Origin of the sequence: Colwellia sp. MB3u-41, from assembly GCF_014076845.1 — a bacterium.
GTDB lineage: Bacteria > Pseudomonadota > Gammaproteobacteria > Enterobacterales > Alteromonadaceae > Colwellia_A.
This window is the reverse complement of record NZ_JACGUT010000010.1, coordinates 23,503-40,797: the sequence shown is the minus strand read 5'-3', so window position 1 is coordinate 40,797 and position 17,295 is coordinate 23,503. Positions and strand designations below refer to the sequence as shown.

17 protein-coding genes are annotated in these 17,295 nt (G+C 36.8%); 2 read left to right on the top strand and 15 right to left on the bottom strand.

Going from position 1 to position 17,295, the window contains the following annotated elements:
• Positions 1-211: 211 nt before the first annotated feature.
• The 15 genes from H4J73_RS00490 to H4J73_RS00420 form a co-directional block, all read right to left on the bottom strand.
• Positions 212-1,450: an outer membrane beta-barrel protein gene (locus H4J73_RS00490; RefSeq protein ID WP_182179002.1), complete on the bottom strand. Its 1,239-nt coding sequence runs from the start codon at positions 1,448-1,450 to the stop codon at positions 212-214.
• A complete protein-coding gene (locus tag H4J73_RS00485) occupies positions 1,451-3,793 on the bottom strand; it encodes an EAL domain-containing protein (protein WP_182179001.1) in 2,343 nt (780 codons plus the stop codon). It abuts the gene before it with no gap.
• Between the two features lie 6 nt (positions 3,794-3,799).
• Complete coding sequence (locus tag H4J73_RS00480) at positions 3,800-4,453, bottom strand: hypothetical protein (protein WP_182178999.1); 654 nt, start codon at positions 4,451-4,453, stop codon at positions 3,800-3,802.
• Between the two features lie 293 nt (positions 4,454-4,746).
• Positions 4,747-4,956: an MmcQ/YjbR family DNA-binding protein gene (locus tag H4J73_RS20730; RefSeq protein ID WP_310649637.1), complete on the bottom strand. Its 210-nt coding sequence runs from the start codon at positions 4,954-4,956 to the stop codon at positions 4,747-4,749.
• A 256-nt stretch (positions 4,957-5,212) separates the two neighbouring features.
• Positions 5,213-7,429: a ferrous iron transport protein B gene (gene feoB, locus H4J73_RS00470; protein ID WP_182178997.1), complete on the bottom strand. Its 2,217-nt coding sequence runs from the start codon at positions 7,427-7,429 to the stop codon at positions 5,213-5,215.
• Positions 7,429-7,653, bottom strand: coding sequence for a FeoA family protein (locus H4J73_RS00465; RefSeq protein ID WP_070375663.1), 225 nt, complete (start codon positions 7,651-7,653; stop codon positions 7,429-7,431). Before H4J73_RS00465 ends, feoB begins: the two co-directional genes overlap by 1 nt.
• Before the next feature lie 341 nt (positions 7,654-7,994).
• Positions 7,995-8,504, bottom strand: coding sequence for a redoxin domain-containing protein (locus tag H4J73_RS00460; RefSeq protein WP_182178995.1), 510 nt, complete (start codon positions 8,502-8,504; stop codon positions 7,995-7,997).
• Positions 8,501-9,769 carry an exo-alpha-sialidase gene (locus tag H4J73_RS00455; RefSeq protein WP_259366535.1) on the bottom strand — a complete coding sequence of 423 codons (1,269 nt, stop codon included), beginning with the start codon at positions 9,767-9,769 and terminating at the stop codon, positions 8,501-8,503. The genes H4J73_RS00460 and H4J73_RS00455 overlap by 4 nt, the downstream gene beginning before the upstream one ends.
• A gap of 14 nt (positions 9,770-9,783) precedes the next feature.
• Complete coding sequence (locus H4J73_RS00450; protein WP_182178991.1) at positions 9,784-11,886, bottom strand: TonB-dependent receptor; 2,103 nt, start codon at positions 11,884-11,886, stop codon at positions 9,784-9,786.
• Between the two features lie 862 nt (positions 11,887-12,748).
• Entirely contained in the window at positions 12,749-12,955 is a 207-nt protein-coding gene (locus H4J73_RS00445; protein WP_182178989.1) for a hypothetical protein, read from the bottom strand.
• 79 nt (positions 12,956-13,034) lie between these two features.
• Positions 13,035-13,298 (bottom strand): hypothetical protein, encoded by a 264-nt coding sequence (locus H4J73_RS00440; protein WP_182178987.1) that lies wholly within the window; start codon positions 13,296-13,298, stop codon positions 13,035-13,037.
• A 54-nt stretch (positions 13,299-13,352) separates the two neighbouring features.
• Positions 13,353-13,505: a hypothetical protein gene (locus H4J73_RS00435; RefSeq protein ID WP_182178985.1), complete on the bottom strand. Its 153-nt coding sequence runs from the start codon at positions 13,503-13,505 to the stop codon at positions 13,353-13,355.
• Between the two features lie 167 nt (positions 13,506-13,672).
• Positions 13,673-13,852 carry a hypothetical protein gene (locus tag H4J73_RS00430; protein WP_182178983.1) on the bottom strand — a complete coding sequence of 60 codons (180 nt, stop codon included), beginning with the start codon at positions 13,850-13,852 and terminating at the stop codon, positions 13,673-13,675.
• Positions 13,853-13,927: 75 nt separating this feature from the next.
• The gene (locus tag H4J73_RS00425; protein WP_182178981.1) at positions 13,928-14,215 is read right to left on the bottom strand and encodes a hypothetical protein; all 288 of its coding nucleotides are present in this window, start codon (positions 14,213-14,215) and stop codon (positions 13,928-13,930) included.
• 199 nt (positions 14,216-14,414) lie between these two features.
• On the bottom strand, positions 14,415-14,855 hold the full coding sequence (locus tag H4J73_RS00420; protein ID WP_182178979.1) for a CBS domain-containing protein: 441 nt from the start codon (positions 14,853-14,855) through the stop codon (positions 14,415-14,417).
• A 142-nt stretch (positions 14,856-14,997) separates the two neighbouring features.
• Between H4J73_RS00420 and H4J73_RS00415 the strand changes: the two genes are divergently transcribed.
• Together H4J73_RS00415 and H4J73_RS00410 are read left to right on the top strand one after the other, a co-directional pair.
• The gene (locus H4J73_RS00415) at positions 14,998-16,251 is read left to right on the top strand and encodes a serine protease (RefSeq protein WP_182178970.1); all 1,254 of its coding nucleotides are present in this window, start codon (positions 14,998-15,000) and stop codon (positions 16,249-16,251) included.
• Positions 16,242-17,219, top strand: a complete 978-nt coding sequence (locus H4J73_RS00410) for an FHA domain-containing protein (RefSeq protein ID WP_182178968.1) — start codon at positions 16,242-16,244, stop codon at positions 17,217-17,219. The genes H4J73_RS00415 and H4J73_RS00410 overlap by 10 nt, the downstream gene beginning before the upstream one ends.
• Positions 17,220-17,295 lie beyond the last annotated feature (76 nt).

Here is a 17,295-nt window from a genome sequence, read left to right as displayed (position 1 = left end):
CTTGAGATTTAGTTCAGTGACTAGGTTTCAGGGACATCATAAATGCACAAAAATCGATAGCTGATCTTTTTTAGTCATTTTACTAACAACCAGCATATATGACTTGTCGATTATCCGTTAAAGACCGCCTTGTGGAACTGAATCGCCTAAAATAACACGGTTCCCATTCTTTTTATTGATGTAATCGCTACCGCTATTATTTTAAATACCACTAAAAATAATAGCGGTAGGCTAATTGGTATTGGCGTTCAATAAGTTCAACCGCTTGGTGCTCGTAATGGCGTGAAGGCCTATCTGATTTGAGCCAGTTATATTCTACCATTACAAAGCTATGTTGGGTTAATTTGTAACGATACGCAAGAGAAGCTCCGTTACCACTCTCATTATTGTTGTCACCCAAAGTATCATCTCGATCATCAACATCAAAATGTTCTAACCTAAATGCCAAGTGACTGCTCTGCCATTTTTTTCTAATGAGCACAAAAGCATTATTGAATTTTCCGTTAACAATATCTACACCGTATGGAGATTTCATATCAGTATTACCTTGCATATATTGTCCGATAATTTCCCATTGAGGCGCTACTTTATATTTAATGCCTAAGTGGCTAAATGTTGTCGTCCAAGTATATTGACCTTCTTCCACCAGCCCTTCTTCTGCTTGGTTATCATAGAAACCTAAATTTACTTTCAGTGCATTTTGATAGCGCCATGTCACCGAAAAGTGACCTCCCAACCGATTATCTAGCTCAATAAAAGGATCCGAGTTCGCCGCTTGCTCCGATAAGGTTGCATTGCGGGCAGGAAAGTTTTGTACCGTAAGTTTTTCTTGTAATAAGGTTTGCCTACTACCCATTGTCCAACCATGCCACGTTAACATAGCGCCAGCACTGTCGTTATTTTGAAATAAAGCAAAATCCATAGAAAATGTATGTGGTGATTTGGTTGCTTTACCCAATTTTTCTATTGTAAAATTTATGCCTGTACTTCTTAATTCTTCACCAATCCAATTATTTAGGCTGCTAGACGCTAGCGTATAAGGTGTTGACCATGCTGTTGAGACATTTTCCATACTAATTTGAGGATAAAAAACACCTATTTTGGATTTAATGCGCCAGCCTTGAACATTTGGTAAACCTTTATATTGTAAATAACCTTCCGTTAGCCCTATGTTGATATTTTCTTTGTCAGCAAACGCATTCGCGACAATCATCGCAGACCAGTTATTATCCCAACTCAATTGATATTGCAAACCTAATTGCCCCAACGCTAGCCCACTACCAGCATTATACCTGAACTTACCATACCCACCTTGAAGGTAGCTTTGTGCATGACGGGTGTTATTTACATAATAAGCACGAACATCAATAATACCTTTAAAGGTTGATTCTGCGCTCCAAATCTTCGAACTAATAAGGATGAGAACGATAGCTAGCGAATATTTTAACATTTAAGCCTCTATTCTATTGATATTATAAGATGTATTTTCCATCCATAAATTTAATGTATCGACAGGTAATGGTTTACTTATAAAGAATCCTTGGGCCAACTCGCAACCTAGAGATTTAAGCCAGAGTAAAGTGGGTTCATCTTCAATTCCTTCTGCCACAACAGAAAGTCCTAAATTGTGGGCTAACTCTAACGTTGAATGGACAATTATTTTATCGCTTTCATCCGTTGATAAATTTTGCACAAATGAGCGATCAATTTTTAACTCCTGTACCGGTAATTGTTTCAACTGCGCTAGAGACGAATACCCCGTGCCATAATCGTCAATTGACAATTTAAAACCTTGTTCACTTAAATAAGATAAAATTTCAGTCGCTTTTTCAGGGTCGGCTACGACTGCATCTTCAGTAACCTCTAACGTTATTGCGTTATCAGATAATTGATATTGTTGTTTTAGTGCTATAACGAAATCAGGATATGATTTATCTAAAATATTTTCGGCTGAAATATTAATAGCAATGCTGATATCTACTCCTTGATTTCGCCACTTCACGTATTGGTTAATTGCCGCTGTTGTTACCCACCGAGTTAGCGCCCCCATTTGTCCTGTTTTTTCAGCGATGCTGATAAATGAATCGGGTGGGATCAGCCCTTTATCCGGATGTTGCCAACGCACTAAAGCTTCAACATGACTAATTGTCATTGTGTCCAAAGTCATTTTTGGTTGATAAAATAATACCAATTCGTTCTGCTCTATCGCTTTCTTTAAACTGTTGGTCAAAAACAAGCGTTCAAGTGCATTGATATCAAATTGTGGCTCGTAAATTTGAAAACTCTTCTTATTCTTTTTTGCATACTGCAAAGCAACATTACTTTTTTGTAATAATTCATCGACATTATGCCCATTATGTAATGTAGAAACAGCCACACCAATAACAAACTGTAAGTGCAGACTAATGCTCTCAAACTGACATTGAATGTTCAATTCAGCTAGCAACTGTTCAATTAACGGTGACACGGATTGGTTTTCAACGAGCAATACAAAGTTTTCATTACCTAAATGAAAACAGGCAATCGGTAATTGGCTTTTCAACATCCGATTCGAAACTTGCAATACCACATCGTCACTCACTTTATATCCAAGAGTGTCGGTAATATCTGCTGCACCTATGAAACAAGTTTGGATCACGAGAAAATCGAGGTTGCTTACTTTTCGCTTATTCAATTCATTGATGAGTGCATTTCTATTAGGTAATTTCGAAAGTGGGTCATGAAATGCTTGAAAACTAATGGTTTCTTCTCTTGATACAATGGCCTTAGTCATATGATTAAATTCGTTTGATAACTGATAAAGCTCCTCACTTCCTTCAACCGCTACATTGCCATCATAATCACCATGGGTAATCGCTTTTACTTGGCTAACCAATTGCGTAATAGGTCGGGTAATACTTTTGGCTATAGCTAACGCACTAATAATGGAGAGTACCAGTGTCAAAGTAATCAATAGCACCAGATTTTCCCACTGCACACCGACTGTTTTCAAAACATCAACTTTTGACTTAAATAACAAAGCGATGAGTTTATCACTGCCAACTGAGCCAAGAGAATATTGCTGATAAATATAGTGTTTCTCTGTTTTTTTTATGATCGCTGAAAACAAATTGCTATCTATGGGATAACGTTCTTCGGCTGAATTCGCAGTAATTAGATAACCTGTATCAGATTCAATAGCGAAAGCGATATTGACATCTGTTAGCCTGGCGAGCTCTTGTGCCAATTCGGTGTCAATTAAATAACCAAAACCAATCCAGCCAATTGTACGATCGCCACTTTTAATGGCAGCTAAACTTAACTGATACAACTGACCATTAAGCTTAACTAGTTGGGCATTGTCTTCGTCAATGAAATCATTTTGTTGATCAAATAGCTGACCTTGCCCTGCGCCAATTTTAACTTTCTCTTTGCCATCTGGTGTTTTATAAGTCACTAATTGTGCAAACACAATACCATCCATATCGAATGCCATGGCAAGATTACTGTTAATCCTTTTTCGGTGATTATTAAGTGCAATTAAGAAGCTTTTATTATCTTCTTCTAGAACAGATTTTAAGCCATAATCTTTAGCTGCAGTTTCTGCAAACGCCGATAAATAATAACGTCGATTGTTTATTTGAGTTTTAAAAACATTTGTCGCATTGATAATACGATTGTTTAATTGAGTACGCTCTAATTTTTGACTCGCTTGATAAGTTGAAAAAAATGACACTAATTGCACAATTAGCAATAGAAATATGAATAGAATAAGTATTTTACTTTGCAAACTACGTACTTTTAAAAGCTTCATTTGATATTAGTACTCTTCTATAAAATTGAATTCATCTTGCCCTTTTTGTTCAGGTATAGGTAATAATTTTTTTGGCAGTGCAATTGTCACATTATTAATAGAATTATCAACAGTAACTAATTGACTGATCGTATTATTTTCGACATCTAATTGCGGGTGCCATGCTGTAATTACATATTCACCGGTATGAGGCAGGGTAAAGGTTAGTTGTCCCAAATCATCTGTTTTTCCATAATACGGTGTATCAACCACTAAAGTATAGCCGCTCATCCAGTCATGTATATTACAACCCATCGCTATTTCTTCCGCTACTAGCATAGGTTCGGTCATTTGTTCTACACCAGATTGAATCTTAAATTCGAAGCGATTTTCACCCGATACCGAATATATATGATGAGTTATATCATCTTGATTAACAAATTTAATCGCCTGCCCTTTTTGTAGCACCGTTATATAAGGCGAGAATTTTTTATCTTTTTGGTTGATTAAAAGTGCATTAGTATTAAGAGGTAAATGTTTAATCCCCTCAATTGGTCGAGCGTATACAACAATATCATTGATATCCTTATCCCGAGTATCAATAACGTTAACGATTAATTGACTCGATAATACATCAAACATAACCAACATTGCCGTAGTCATTAAAAATAAATATTTCAACTTTTTTCCTTCACATTAAATAGCGTTTTCTAATCCCTATTAGTTAAGCATAAACCACGAAAGATAGAAAAAAACTTTAAGGCAAATGGTCACTTATTAACTAGAACGGTAATAGTAAAATAAAATTACCATTTAAGGTAAATACTTGTTCAAAATAAACTACTTATTCGATTGTTGCAATCATCAAAGGTGGAGAAAAATAGATGCCTGATCTTTTTTCGTCATTTTACTAACAACCAGTATATATGATTTATCAATCATCCGTTCAAGCTCGCCTTGTGAAATTGAATCGTCTAAAATGACACTGTTACAATTTTTTTATTCATGTGATATCCAGAGATAATCGCGGGAAAAATATCACGTATTATTTCGGCTTCGCTTGGCCCACACTTTATATTCATCCAAAAGTATTGCTTGGCTTGGTTATCAACGTTGGCACTTTTAGCCGTAGAGCCATGAGCAATTGTCGCAAACATTTTATTTTTTACGTTAAAGACTTTAATATCATCACCAAAAGGATAATAAAGTGAGGCGACTGGCTTTGCTAATAAATAGTGTTCAACCTCTTACTCGTTCAAGCTACTTATTGAAGTTTATCTCCCTATTTATAACACTTTACTTCTCAATCAACTTTAGCCTATCAGTAAATAGACGTTTCAGCCTTGTCAGTTAGCTACAAAGCTTGCTAACAAGTATTTTGCTCAAAAAAATACCGATAAATAAATTATCGGTATTTAATAAGCAACAACCTAAGTTCAATTAATAATAAGAAACCTGCGTAGGTATTGTTAAAATACTTTTTCCAAAACGTTTTAACCAATAATATATCGCCGCAAAAACACCAATAACGACCAATATACTAACGCCCGCTGACAACGGATTATCAATAAAGGTAGCCACTTGGTAAGTGAATGTAGCCGCCAAATAGGCAAGTGAAAAACTCCATAAAGCTGCAAAGGAAGCCCAACGAGTTCCTACTTCACTTTTAATTGCACCCATTGCCGCTGCGCAAGGTGTATACAGTAGAATAAATAACAGGTAACTAAATGCCCCAATTTTTCCGGCAAATGCCGCTTGCATAACCGTAAAGGTTCCCTCGTTAACACCCTGTTGTTCTGCTGCAGTATGTAAGTTTGATACATCTCCAATATCAGTTCCTAAAGGGTCGTCAGCTTGAATACCTAATAAGTTTTCTTTTATTGAATCTATTGCATCATTCCACAGTTCAGGCATCGATTTTAATGCCTCGTTCTCAGCATTTGTATCAGTATACAAACTATTAAAAGTAGCCACTAGCGCTTCTTTGGCAAACAAACCCGTAATAATACCGACACTTGCTTGCCAGTTGTCTTCCTTAATTCCCATCGGTGCAAGTAAAGGGGTAACAACCTGAGCACTTTTACTTAATACAGACTCTTGAGAGTCTTGGTGACCAAACTGACCATCAGTACCTAATGAGTTAAAGAAGTTAAGGACACAAACCACTAAAACAATCGTCTTACCCGCTCCCAAAATAAATGAACGAGTACGTTGCCACACACGATGTACAAGATAAGAAAGTTTAGGTATTTCATAAAGCGGTAATTCCATAATATTAACAGAGTTTTTACCCATTAATACCGTATGCTTTAATAAGAAGCCGGTAAAAAGAGCCGCGGCTATTCCGATTAAATACAGTAGGAAAACTAAGTTTTGACCTGAGTCAGGAAAAAATGCAGCCGCAAATAACGCATATACGGGTAAACGCGCACCACATGACATAAACGGCGACATCATTATCGTAGTGATACGTTCACGCTCACTGTCAAGAATTCGTGCTGACATAACCGCAGGAACAGTACAACCAAAACCAACAATTAAAGGGACAAAAGCTTTGCCGGGTAAACCAATTTTTTGCATAGCACTGTCAACAACAAAGGCAGCACGCGCCAAGTAACCACTACTTTCTAAAATCGATAAACCAATAAATAAACAAGCGATAATCGGAATAAAGGTGGCAACGGTTTGAATACCTAAACCAGCGCCTTCAATGAGAGTGAGCAGCCACTGAGGTAAATCAAAACTGGATAAAAAATGTAGAGGGTAATCAACAAAAATAGCGCCAGCTAAAATATCAAAAAAATCAATAAAAGCACTACCTACATTAATAGCAAACATAAACAATAAGTACATCATACCCAGGAAAACAGGAACACCTAACCAAGGGTGAAGAATAAAATGGTCAAGGCGATCACTCAAACTTATCGCAGGTTCTTTTTTTGAGTGTGGCAGAGTTTTTTTAATATCAATTAATAATTGCTGAATGAATTCATAGCGCGCCTGCATAATACTAATAGCATCAGTATTCGTTTGCTGACAAGCACCTTGATCATTACAAGAGCCACATTCAAGGTCAATCAAGGCTTCAGTTGAATTTTGATCAGCAAGTTTACTAACAATGCTTGCTGATAAAATTAATTTTTTAGGACGTTGAGTCGCTTTAGGTAATTCAAGTAAAGCCTCTTCAACTTTCTTTAAAGTATCTTTAGCTAAACTATTGGCAATAATAACTTTACAGCCCAGTTCTTTGGCTAAAATATCGGTGTTAACTGTTTGAGCTTCTTTGCGATCTGATTTATTGATAACCAGTAATAAGGGTAAACCGAGTTCAAGTAATTGTGTGGTTAAATACAGTTGGCGCTTTAATTGCGTCGCATCAACAACATTGATCAAACAATCAATGCCTTTATTTTTAAGAAAGTCTTGGGTAATAGTCAGATCTTTACTTTGCTCAGCTCGGGTTGCAAGAGAGCTAATACCAGGTAAGTCTGAGAGTAAAACTTGATTATTATTAAATGAAAAATGATGCTGCTTTGTCGCTACAGTAACACCAGTCCAGTTTCCAGTCTGTTGTTTCGCACCCGTTAAGGCATTAAAAAAAGTGCTTTTTCCTGAGTTGGCAAAACCAACTAGAGCCAAATGTAAAGCTTGTGACATTAGACTATTTCTATACCTATTTGTTGAGCAATACTAGGCGCTAAACAAATCTTAGTACCATGAAGGTGAAAGGCAAGTGGCCCATTAAATGGAGCTTTATGGGCTAATGATATTTCAGTTTTCAACGCAAATCCTTGCTCGATTAACTTTGACGTTAAATCGAAATTTGTCGGTAACGTTCTGATCACCGCTCGCTGGGTACGCGTTAATTGTGAAAGGGTCATAAACAACAACTCAAATAATAATGATTATCATTTAATTCTACTTTACTATTAACTTTTCAGCAAGCGTATATGACAGCGGAATTGATCTAAATCAGTAAATAATAATCTATCCACTAATTTACTTTCAAATTTCATTAGCTAACAAACGATCTATATTCTTAGTATAAAAAACATGAGTCGCTTTTTATGTGCATTTCCCCTAGACAAGAAGATCTACAACCGTAAATGTGCTCCCACGTGTCGATGGTATGATGGCATCAATAGTTAAAGAAGCCCGTCATCGTTTTACTGTAAGCTCTATTGATGCCTTCAAAAAATTAATTCTGGTCATGAGTAAAAAATCAGTCATTTAACAGCCATGTCTTTATTGACTCTTCACCAAGCAAGCCACTTTTACCCTGAAATTTTCCCGCTTTATTCACAAAGTAACTACGTGGTAACTCTCCATACCAGTTAGGATCAATTTGATAACGGTTTTTGTCCGCCTGCCCGTCAACAAAATAAAAATTTTCATAGGGTTGCATGTTATAAAAAGCTAGTATCTGCTTACGTTCAAACTGAATGTCGCGATTGTCATCTGTATTAATGAAAACAATATTTAATGCTGTACTTTTTTCTGTTTCTTGAATGGCCTGAATAAGTTTTAACTCTTTAAAACACGCTGGACAATCTAATGACCACAAAACTAATAACCAACGCTTTCCTAACTTCCGCTGTTTTAAGTCTTTCAAAGCCTCATCACTAATAGGTTGAAGGCTAAAAGACTTCAATTTAGGAACTTGATTTTGTGCTTGTGAAACGCTACAAGACATCATAAAAAAAACTAAACATGCACAGATAAATTTACTCATAACGCGCTGAACCAATGCCCTTGCTTAGGACGTTGCCATGAAACATAACTCACCTTGCCTTTTTTTATAATAAAAGGACGATCAGCACCATTTTTTGCTTTAGCTAATACCACTACGTAACTAAAGGACTCTCCATTATTGGTTGAACGCTGGTGCATTAATTGATGTTCAACACCATTAAATTGTGTCCAAACAATATCGATATTGTCGTTATTTTTATTCAAATGTGGATGCGATGCCTGCGCAGAAAAATCCCCCACTGAAATAGGCTTAGTCAATGTATTACCTTGGTCAACACTCGACGCATAAAAAATACCTTTACCTACATCACCTTGATTAAACCACACCATATGGTAGCGGTTTTTGTCATCAATACTTATCGCCCCACCTTGATGAGGGCAGCCATTTATTTGCCAGTGATCGTAACTTATTTGATAAGGCTGCTTAGGTTTATCTTCATCGTGGCTCATTGTTAACAAAGCAAATTCACGAATATTATCGCCATATATTTGTCGCCAAAAAATAGCCAGTTCGCCTTGCTGATTAAAATCCATAGCGATCCGACAACAAACACACGTATCATTTGCTAACGGTTGGTTAGTAAAAATAACTGCACTATTATTCTTGGTGCTTCTAAGATTAGCTTGTCCTAAATAAAGTGCTGACCCTTTTGATTTTTTACCTGTTTTACGCTGTTGATGGGAAAGGCGACCATCGAGCCAAACGATGCTAACGTCACCATTGTCATTAACCAGCATTTCATTAAAACTATGTCCGGCTAATAAATTATCATTGTTCACCGTAATAGGTTGCGTAAACTTTTTTCCGTAATCATCTGAATAACTAAAGCGCACATCTGCGGTGTATTTTTTCTCTCGTGCCATTGCCCACGACAAGTAAACACCACCGATATTATCAAATGCTATTTTGGGACGATTCTCGTTCCTAGCTGATATTTTTTCAGCAGGTATATCTAATACGTTATGTGGTGAGAACGTTGTACCGTTATCTTGGGATATTTGAGCGATTAATTTGTCTTGGTTTACCCATAATCGCCATAAATCACCATTAGGTGCAAATGCCGACGTCACCGTTTTTGCACACGCAATCTCAGCATCATTACATTTATTATCTACAGTGACTTTTTTTTGTTTAGCCATCATCGCTTGGTGATCATGTTCGGCCGCAAAAGTTTGCGTATTAGGCAACCAAGCAATGGCTAAAAAAACAACCACTAAACTAAAGCGCTTCTGAAAATTTTTCATTGTTAACTTTCCTATTACCATTGGTAATTTAATCCAAAATAAACAGTGCGAGGCGCACCCGGTGAGTACGTAGTTTTTCCATAACGATAAGAAGCCTCTTGTGCATACTCTTTATCGCTTAAATTTAATAACCGTGCATGCAGAGCAAGTTTTTTAGATACTTGGTAGCGTGCTTTTAGATTGATGATTGTGTAACCCTGATAAATTCTGTCATTGCCTTCATCATCTCGGCTGTTGGCATCATCTAGCCAATATTTACCAATCGACTGAACCTCTAACATACTGATAAATCGTAATAAAAGTGATGGCTGATAACGTAAACGTACATTCACAATATAATCAGGCGCCATCGCCATTTCATTGCCTGAATACTCATCATGTTGATCAAATTCATGTTTTGCTTGGGTGTAAGCTGTACTGAGGTTAAATTTTTCAGAAATTTGCCACAACATTGCCGCTTCAAAACCTTGATGAATAACACGACTTGCGTTAGTTAAATAACGTTGCCCTGCATCGTTGTACGCCTGAACAATACCGTCATCAACATCCATATAATAAACAGCGAAATCAAAATTAACCTTTTCTAAATTAACTTTGTAGCCAAGCTCAAAGGTGTTTGAAACTTCTGGATCAACAGCTTTAGCATTGCCATCATCTTTAGTCGTTAAATGATAAAGACTACTCGCCGTTGGTAAGCGAAAACTATTCGCATAACGTAAATAAAGACTACTATCGTCACCCAAATGGTAATTCAAACTTGCTTTTGGGCTTAAATGAGTAAAGTCGTCATCACGATTTTCTAGACTTAAATGACCGTGACCAATATCTCCGTAAAGACTAAGATTATTATCGAATTCGTATTGAGCGTAATCGTAACGTGCTCCTAAGGTTAGATCGAGATTATCGCTTAACGTACGTGTATGCTGAATGTAAGGTGATAACCCCAAATATTTTGTGGTATCGTCATAGAATTTCTCACCTTTAGTAAAAGTGTCAGCCCCCCAACCTGATGTAGTAAAATCAAGTGGTTGGTATGACAACTGCCTCCCTTCAGTGAATTCGATATCGGTACCAATAATCGTTTCACTACCATCATGATGTTCAAAACTAGCTAATGCCAGTAAACCAAATGTTTTAACCTCAGATTCAACTTTTGGCATGTTTTGGTTCCACGTTGCGGTGTAATCATTAGTACGAGAGCGATAATAAGGAATAACTGAATAAAAGTAATTACCGTCAGTTTTATCCCATTGTGCTGAAAGTCGCATATATGCTGTTTTTCTTAATGGATCACTGGCTAATACTTCTTCAGATAGACCTGAATGGGTTTTATCAGTTTTATATAAGTCTTCGCTTAAGCTCGCCGCCATTTCCTGTTCTAAATCAGAAATAACAAACGAGGTGACTAAATGTTCATTGCTTGAGATTTCAAGTTCGTGGCGAAAAGTGACTTCTGCTCTTTTTGAACCGGTATGTTCACGCCAGCCTTCATTGTTTAAATAAGAACCGGCTAACCTAAAGCCTTGCTCATCTGAAATTGTATTGCTGTGATTTAACTGTATTTTTGAATACTTGTCTTCATCTAACATTAAGTCCATAGACGTTTCAGCTTGTTCAGCAACATCAGCAGATAATATATTAATGGTCGCCGCAACAGCACCTGAACCATAAAGCGCAGTACCCGCTCCCTTTAAGACTTCCATGCGCGACACATTTGAATTAAAACTCGACCACCATAAGGCGTTATGATTAAAAAAAGCAGGAGACTGCAGTGGAATATTATCTTGTAAATACAAGTAATAACCGCTGGTGTTTATTGGCATACGAATAGAGGCTTTATGCCCTTGCCCACCAGAAAGTTGGTCGATGAATACGCCTGAAAGGCTATTCAAAGATTCTGCAACATGTTGCCCGTTATCAATAGCTAACTCTTCTTTGCCGATACTGTGTACTGACATGGCGAGATCGGTATCAAGGGACTCTTTGCGGTTTGCGGTCACGGTAATTCGTTCTAAATCGTTCAATTCAACTTTTGTCGCACGTGTTTCAGCTGCTAAAGAGGTACCGCATTGGCTAATGAACAGTGTAAAAATTGATATTTTTGTTGTGGTTTTCATAACTTCTTTTTATTTTATAACCAAAGATATTTAAAGTTATAGTAATGAAATTTAAGGGGTTTGTAGTGTGACTAAATGTCGCAGTTTACGTTTTAGTAACAAGTTTTTTTGATATGAATCAAGAGTCAAAGAGATAAAAATTAATAGTCAATGAAAGGCCTTCCCCATAAGCTATATTCACTTATCGGTAAGCGCCAATGTTTATCATTATTTCAGTGTTAGCAGGTTAAAAGCTGTATGTCACTTCAGCCCAACCACTTGTACCTTCAGCAGGTAAACGATCCCTCAGTGTAATTTCACTGCCTTTCACTCGGTTATAGCCACCTAAATGATTTTGGTATTCTTTATCCAGCAGGTTATCAAGACAAAACGAAGGGTTAATTCATTATTAACGTAATACTGCGCATCTATATTGACCACACCATAACCTGCACTTACTTTTTACAGATTTGTTAATGAAACATTTTTTATGCCGACGCGATAACTAAAGCTGCGTTTGCTGACCAATTTTCAGTAAAATAACTGGTACTTAACTGGCCATTTAATGGCGCAATACGAGACAAGTTGTCGTTAATATCACGACGCTCAGCGCGAACATAACTGACTACTGCTGATAGCTGAATGTGATTATTGACACAGTAATGACCGTTTACATCTGAGCCATCATTTTTTCTGACATATCTAGTGGTGTACCTTGAATGTAGTTATCAATGTTTTGATAAAAAAGATGAGGCGCAATCATCACTTTTTTTGGGGGGGTAAGTGAAACCAATATCCGCTTGATAAGCCATTTCACTTTTAAGATTTATATCACCAATATAAGTGTTACCGTCAGCTAAGCCAACCGTTGACTCCATAGGTGTTAAAAGATAAAGCTCTTGATATGATGGCGCACAGTTTTTAAACATCCCCCCATATGCAGTGATAATTCTTTTTCCATACTTAACGCGATATCGAGATGAGTGTCAGCTACACTTCGGTCGCTATGATTAAAGTTATCACGTAAGTTTTTGGCTAAATCAGCCATACTAGGCATCGTTGAACTCATACCAGAATTGATTGCATTCATAGTGCTCGAAATAGGCATCATCATGGCCATTGATGTTGCTACTTCTCCAGCATCAGATTCTGCTCTTTTTAAGCGTGCCCTAACTGAATTTTAGTATCACTATAGGTTTCTGCCACGGGGCAAATAGTCCAAAGCGGTTATCTTTAACATCATTAAAGTTAACCACTGCAAACATTGCGTTGTTTGGATTCGTGATCACAGAGTCGTGTTCAGCTAAATATTCACCTAAACCGAATGATAAATCACCAGAAGAAAACGCTTTACCAATCGTAAATTTAAAATTAGTCGTCATGCCTGTAGGGGTATTGCGACGATATTTTTCAGGGTTACTGTTAAGTCGCATGTCAAAATCAGTTATGCCATAATCCGCACCGGTATAATCTAATAACCAGTCTGCTTAACAGTCTGCGGGCATAAAAGTACCGCCTAAACTTGCTCTATGACTATAAATATATTCAATATCCATCGGTAATGCTGGCGTACCTAAGTCGTGTGTGTCGGTATAATGGTAACTAAAACCGGTTTCACTCGCAGCGCCAACATAACCCAAATCAGCACCCAACTGACGTTTAGCATAAACTGTTGGTAATATTTTTTACCATCACCACTTTCAATGCTGTTACCTTCCTGCAAATTGGCGTAAAAAAAACTACCTAAATTACCTTTAGCAATATTAATGACTGAGGATAACGTTTGTGCTTCGTTGTTACTTCTTGCTCAAACTTGTAAATCCCCATCTACAGTTAATTTGTCACTATTATGTGATTCTTCTGTACGAATTTTGACATTAATAGCACCGCCAATAGTGTTAATACCTGCAAAAACAGGGGCAATACTCAAATATACGGTCATTGGCTCGACAATAAGTGGCGTCGAATAACTGAGTGGCGTATCCATAGCGTTCCGCCCTACGCCAATAACGGCTTGACCATCAAGGGTAGTGGAAATGCGATCACCGTATAATCCACGATATTATGTAATACCTGTTACAGGTCTATTTCTATTAACATTTGCACCGGGCACCGACATTAGCCAACGAACTAAGTCTGGCTCAGTCATTTTACCTTGTGCATCGCTTTCATTATTTTCAACACCAAGATGGTGGCGCTGGTTAGTAATGGTGATCACTTCTATATCATCTATAATGCCTTCACTCACATTTGGAGCAACCATATTATTAGTAAAAACATTGACTGAACAAAGGCTACTAGCAAGAAGAACAGAACTTACCGCAAAAAATAATTTTATTGAAAACGTCATAGGTATTTCACTTGTTTCTATTTAAATATAGAAAATGGATATAACGTTATTCTGCTAGCGAGAGCTTTTAAAAACTAATTTAAACAATGGGGTGCTACGTGTTATAGCAATAAAAGCCAATTATTTTATCTAAATCAAACGAACCGCTAATAAATTTTAAAAAATAAATATAAATAACTGTAAATAAAGAAATAAGTGGCTATTTTTTTGTATCTGCAGTTTTAGCTGCATTTATTTTTTCTAACGTTTTCATAATGTCTCGCCAAGTTAATATCCCTACTGGCATATTATTATTATTATTATCGACAATAGGAATACAAGACGTTTGAGTATGATTAAAAATATCTATCGCATCAAAAACATTAGCGTCAGCTGTTAGCGTGATTAGCTTTCTGTTCTGAATTTGATGGGCTTTTTTGTTTAAGGTCGCTAAATCTCTGGCTAGCTCTCCAGCAGTACCAATATAGGGGCTAAGCGCCTTTAATAGATCTCTGTCCGAAATAATCCCTGATAATTTTTCATTATCAATAACCAGTAAATGATGAAAATTAGCATATTCAAAAATATTTTTTATCGTCAGTAAATTATCGTCCAAAGAAACACTAACAAAGGCTTTAGTCATAATGCTTGCTATTTTCATTCCCCTCTCCCTCTCATCAATTTATTATTAATTATAGAATACATTTCGAAACAACAAAGAGAATTTACTTTATTTAGGGATAATAGATGACAATTCCTCTAACAGTGGCACAATGAGATAAGACTAAAAATAAGGAATATAAATGAAGGGTTTAACTACCTTAATTTTATTGTGTGTTAGCACGATAAGTTATGCCACAGAACAAGCAGAAGAAATATTCAAGCAACTTGCTCCGTCACTTTATCAAATACGACTCATCGATATTGCCAGTGGTGAAAAGTCATCTATAGGTTCGGGTTTCCAAATCAGCAGCGATGGTTTAATAGCAACGAACTATCATGTCATTTCTGGCTATGCACGCCATCCAAATAAATACACCATTGAAATTTTGGATCACCAAGGTAAAAAAGCTCCACTTACCTTACAGAGTGTTGACGTTATTAATGATTTAGCCTTAGTCAAAAGAGTCGCTAATAGCGAAATGCCTTTTTTTGAAATTGCGCAAAGTGTTCCCCACAAAGGTGAAGAACTTTATTCTTTAGGAAATCCACACGACCTAGGCATGATAGTAGTACCTGGCACCTATAACGGGTTGAAAAAAGAATCATTCAATGACCGAATCCATTTTACTGGCTCAGTAAACTCAGGTATGAGTGGCGGACCTGTTGTTAACAAACGTTCTGAAGTTGTGGGAATAAATGTTGCCACGTCAGGTAATCAAATCGGATTTTTAGTGCCACAGGATAAATTGCTTAACTTGTATGAGCGCTATAAAGTATCTGAACCTGAAAATATTAAAGCACAAATGGCGCAACAACTTGCTGATAATCAAGATAAATTAATAACAACATTGCTTAATAGCGAATGGCAAATGCGACCTTTAGGCGAAGGGTTAATACCGGTAGTGAATATTCCTTTTATTCGTTGCTGGGGGGAATCAAATGCAGATAAAGCAGATGCCATTGTTTTAGCGGTTGTGGCCAATTGCTCTTTAGATGAAAATACTTATATTTCAAATGATTTTTTCACTGGCTCAATTGAAATGGAATATCGGTATATGCAAGCAAAAGAGCTTAGCGACACCAAATTTTATCAAATTTTTGAACGCCAACTCAACCAAGTTATGCCGGGTAATAAAGCAGGAAAAGAAGATGTGTCTGAGTTTAAATGTCAGCACGATATTGTTACGCCATCAAACCAGGCAATTACCAACAAATCTGTTTTTTGTACACGCGCTTATAAAGACTTCCCCAAATTATTTGATGTTTTATACATAGCGATTTCTGTTGATAAGGGTGATAAAGCGCTATTAAGCCACTTTACCATTGCAGGTGTTAGCCAAAACAGTGCGCTTAACTTCACAGAGAAATTTATGGAGTCTATCTCATGGAAATAATCATTGAAGAAATCACCCGCGCCCATAAGTTAATTGCTCGCCATAAGTTCATGCAAAGTAACGTTAATATTGGTCGTGGTTATAATAATGATATTATTATGGCAGACCCACATATTTGTGCCCAACACCTTAACCTAAGCTTCAATGGCGAGCATTGGGTCTTAAATGACAAAGGCTCTGTTAATGGTAGCTTCTATGAAGATGGATTTTCAAAAACAAAATCAGCGATTAATGAGCATATCGTTCATTCTGGGCAGGTGTTTGTTATTGGCAAGAGCTTAGTACGAATTGTTTTCCCTGAACATCCTGTGCCTGAGAGCGTCAGTTTCAGTCCTTTTGAAAGCCTTTTAACACTGACAAGGCACCCTATTGTTTTAACGTTAAGTATTATGTTATTTGCCAGCGTCACCGGTTGGTTATTTAATCTTCATAACCCCGTGGAAGTTAATTTCACCCAACTATTAGTTCCTGCCATTGGCATGACGTTACTCTTTTCGCTTTGGCCTGCCGGTGTTGCTTTGGTTTCACATTTAACAAAACACGATGCTCGATTTTGGGGACAGTTAAGTATCTGTTTTGTCTTTTACAATTTAATGTGGTTAAGTGATTTTATTGAAAATATAGTAAGCTTTAATGCTTCATCTCAGTCAATGCTTGGTGTGACTGCTGCCTTATTACCAATCGTATTAGCTTTTTGTTTATTCTGGTTAAATTGCCATATTGGTTTTCACATGAGTAACCAACGCAGAACAGTAATCGCGAGTTGCATGACCTTCTTATTATTTGGCGGTAGCTTTTTAATTAAATTAAGCAAAAAACCTGAATTTAGTATTCAACCAGCCTTTAATAGCACTTTACTGGCGCCAAGTTATTTGTTTACTGGCAGTATTAATGTGCAAGGGTTTATTGAAAACAGCAAAGCATTATTTAATGATGCGCAAGAAGCTGCAAAAAAAGAAAAACAATAATAACTAAATTGCACAAATTAAAAAGGCTAACGAGTAATCGATAGCCTTTTATGTCATAGCATTCTAACTGATTATA

Bases quoted from the DNA above. Each gene is read 5' to 3' on its own strand.
- H4J73_RS00425 (WP_182178981.1), bottom strand. From the start codon at position 14,215: ATGACGTTTTCAATAAAATTATTTTTTGCGGTAAGTTCTGTTCTTCTT.
- feoB (WP_182178997.1), bottom strand. From the start codon at position 7,429: ATGTCACAAGCTTTACATTTGGCTCTAGTTGGTTTTGCCAACTCAGGA.
- H4J73_RS00410 (WP_182178968.1), top strand. From the start codon at position 16,242: ATGGAAATAATCATTGAAGAAATCACCCGCGCCCATAAGTTAATTGCT.
- H4J73_RS00450 (WP_182178991.1), bottom strand. From the start codon at position 11,886: ATGAAAACCACAACAAAAATATCAATTTTTACACTGTTCATTAGCCAA.
- H4J73_RS00415 (WP_182178970.1), top strand. From the start codon at position 14,998: ATGAAGGGTTTAACTACCTTAATTTTATTGTGTGTTAGCACGATAAGT.
- H4J73_RS00460 (WP_182178995.1), bottom strand. From the start codon at position 8,504: ATGAGTAAATTTATCTGTGCATGTTTAGTTTTTTTTATGATGTCTTGT.
- H4J73_RS00420 (WP_182178979.1), bottom strand. From the start codon at position 14,855: ATGAAAATAGCAAGCATTATGACTAAAGCCTTTGTTAGTGTTTCTTTG.
- H4J73_RS00485 (WP_182179001.1), bottom strand. From the start codon at position 3,793: ATGAAGCTTTTAAAAGTACGTAGTTTGCAAAGTAAAATACTTATTCTA.
- H4J73_RS00445 (WP_182178989.1), bottom strand. From the start codon at position 12,955: ATGAATGCAATCAATTCTGGTATGAGTTCAACGATGCCTAGTATGGCT.
- H4J73_RS00455 (WP_259366535.1), bottom strand. From the start codon at position 9,769: ATGAAAAATTTTCAGAAGCGCTTTAGTTTAGTGGTTGTTTTTTTAGCC.
- H4J73_RS00440 (WP_182178987.1), bottom strand. From the start codon at position 13,298: ATGCGACTTAACAGTAACCCTGAAAAATATCGTCGCAATACCCCTACA.
- H4J73_RS00465 (WP_070375663.1), bottom strand. From the start codon at position 7,653: ATGACCCTTTCACAATTAACGCGTACCCAGCGAGCGGTGATCAGAACG.
- H4J73_RS00430 (WP_182178983.1), bottom strand. From the start codon at position 13,852: ATGGATACGCCACTCAGTTATTCGACGCCACTTATTGTCGAGCCAATG.
- H4J73_RS00490 (WP_182179002.1), bottom strand. From the start codon at position 1,450: ATGTTAAAATATTCGCTAGCTATCGTTCTCATCCTTATTAGTTCGAAG.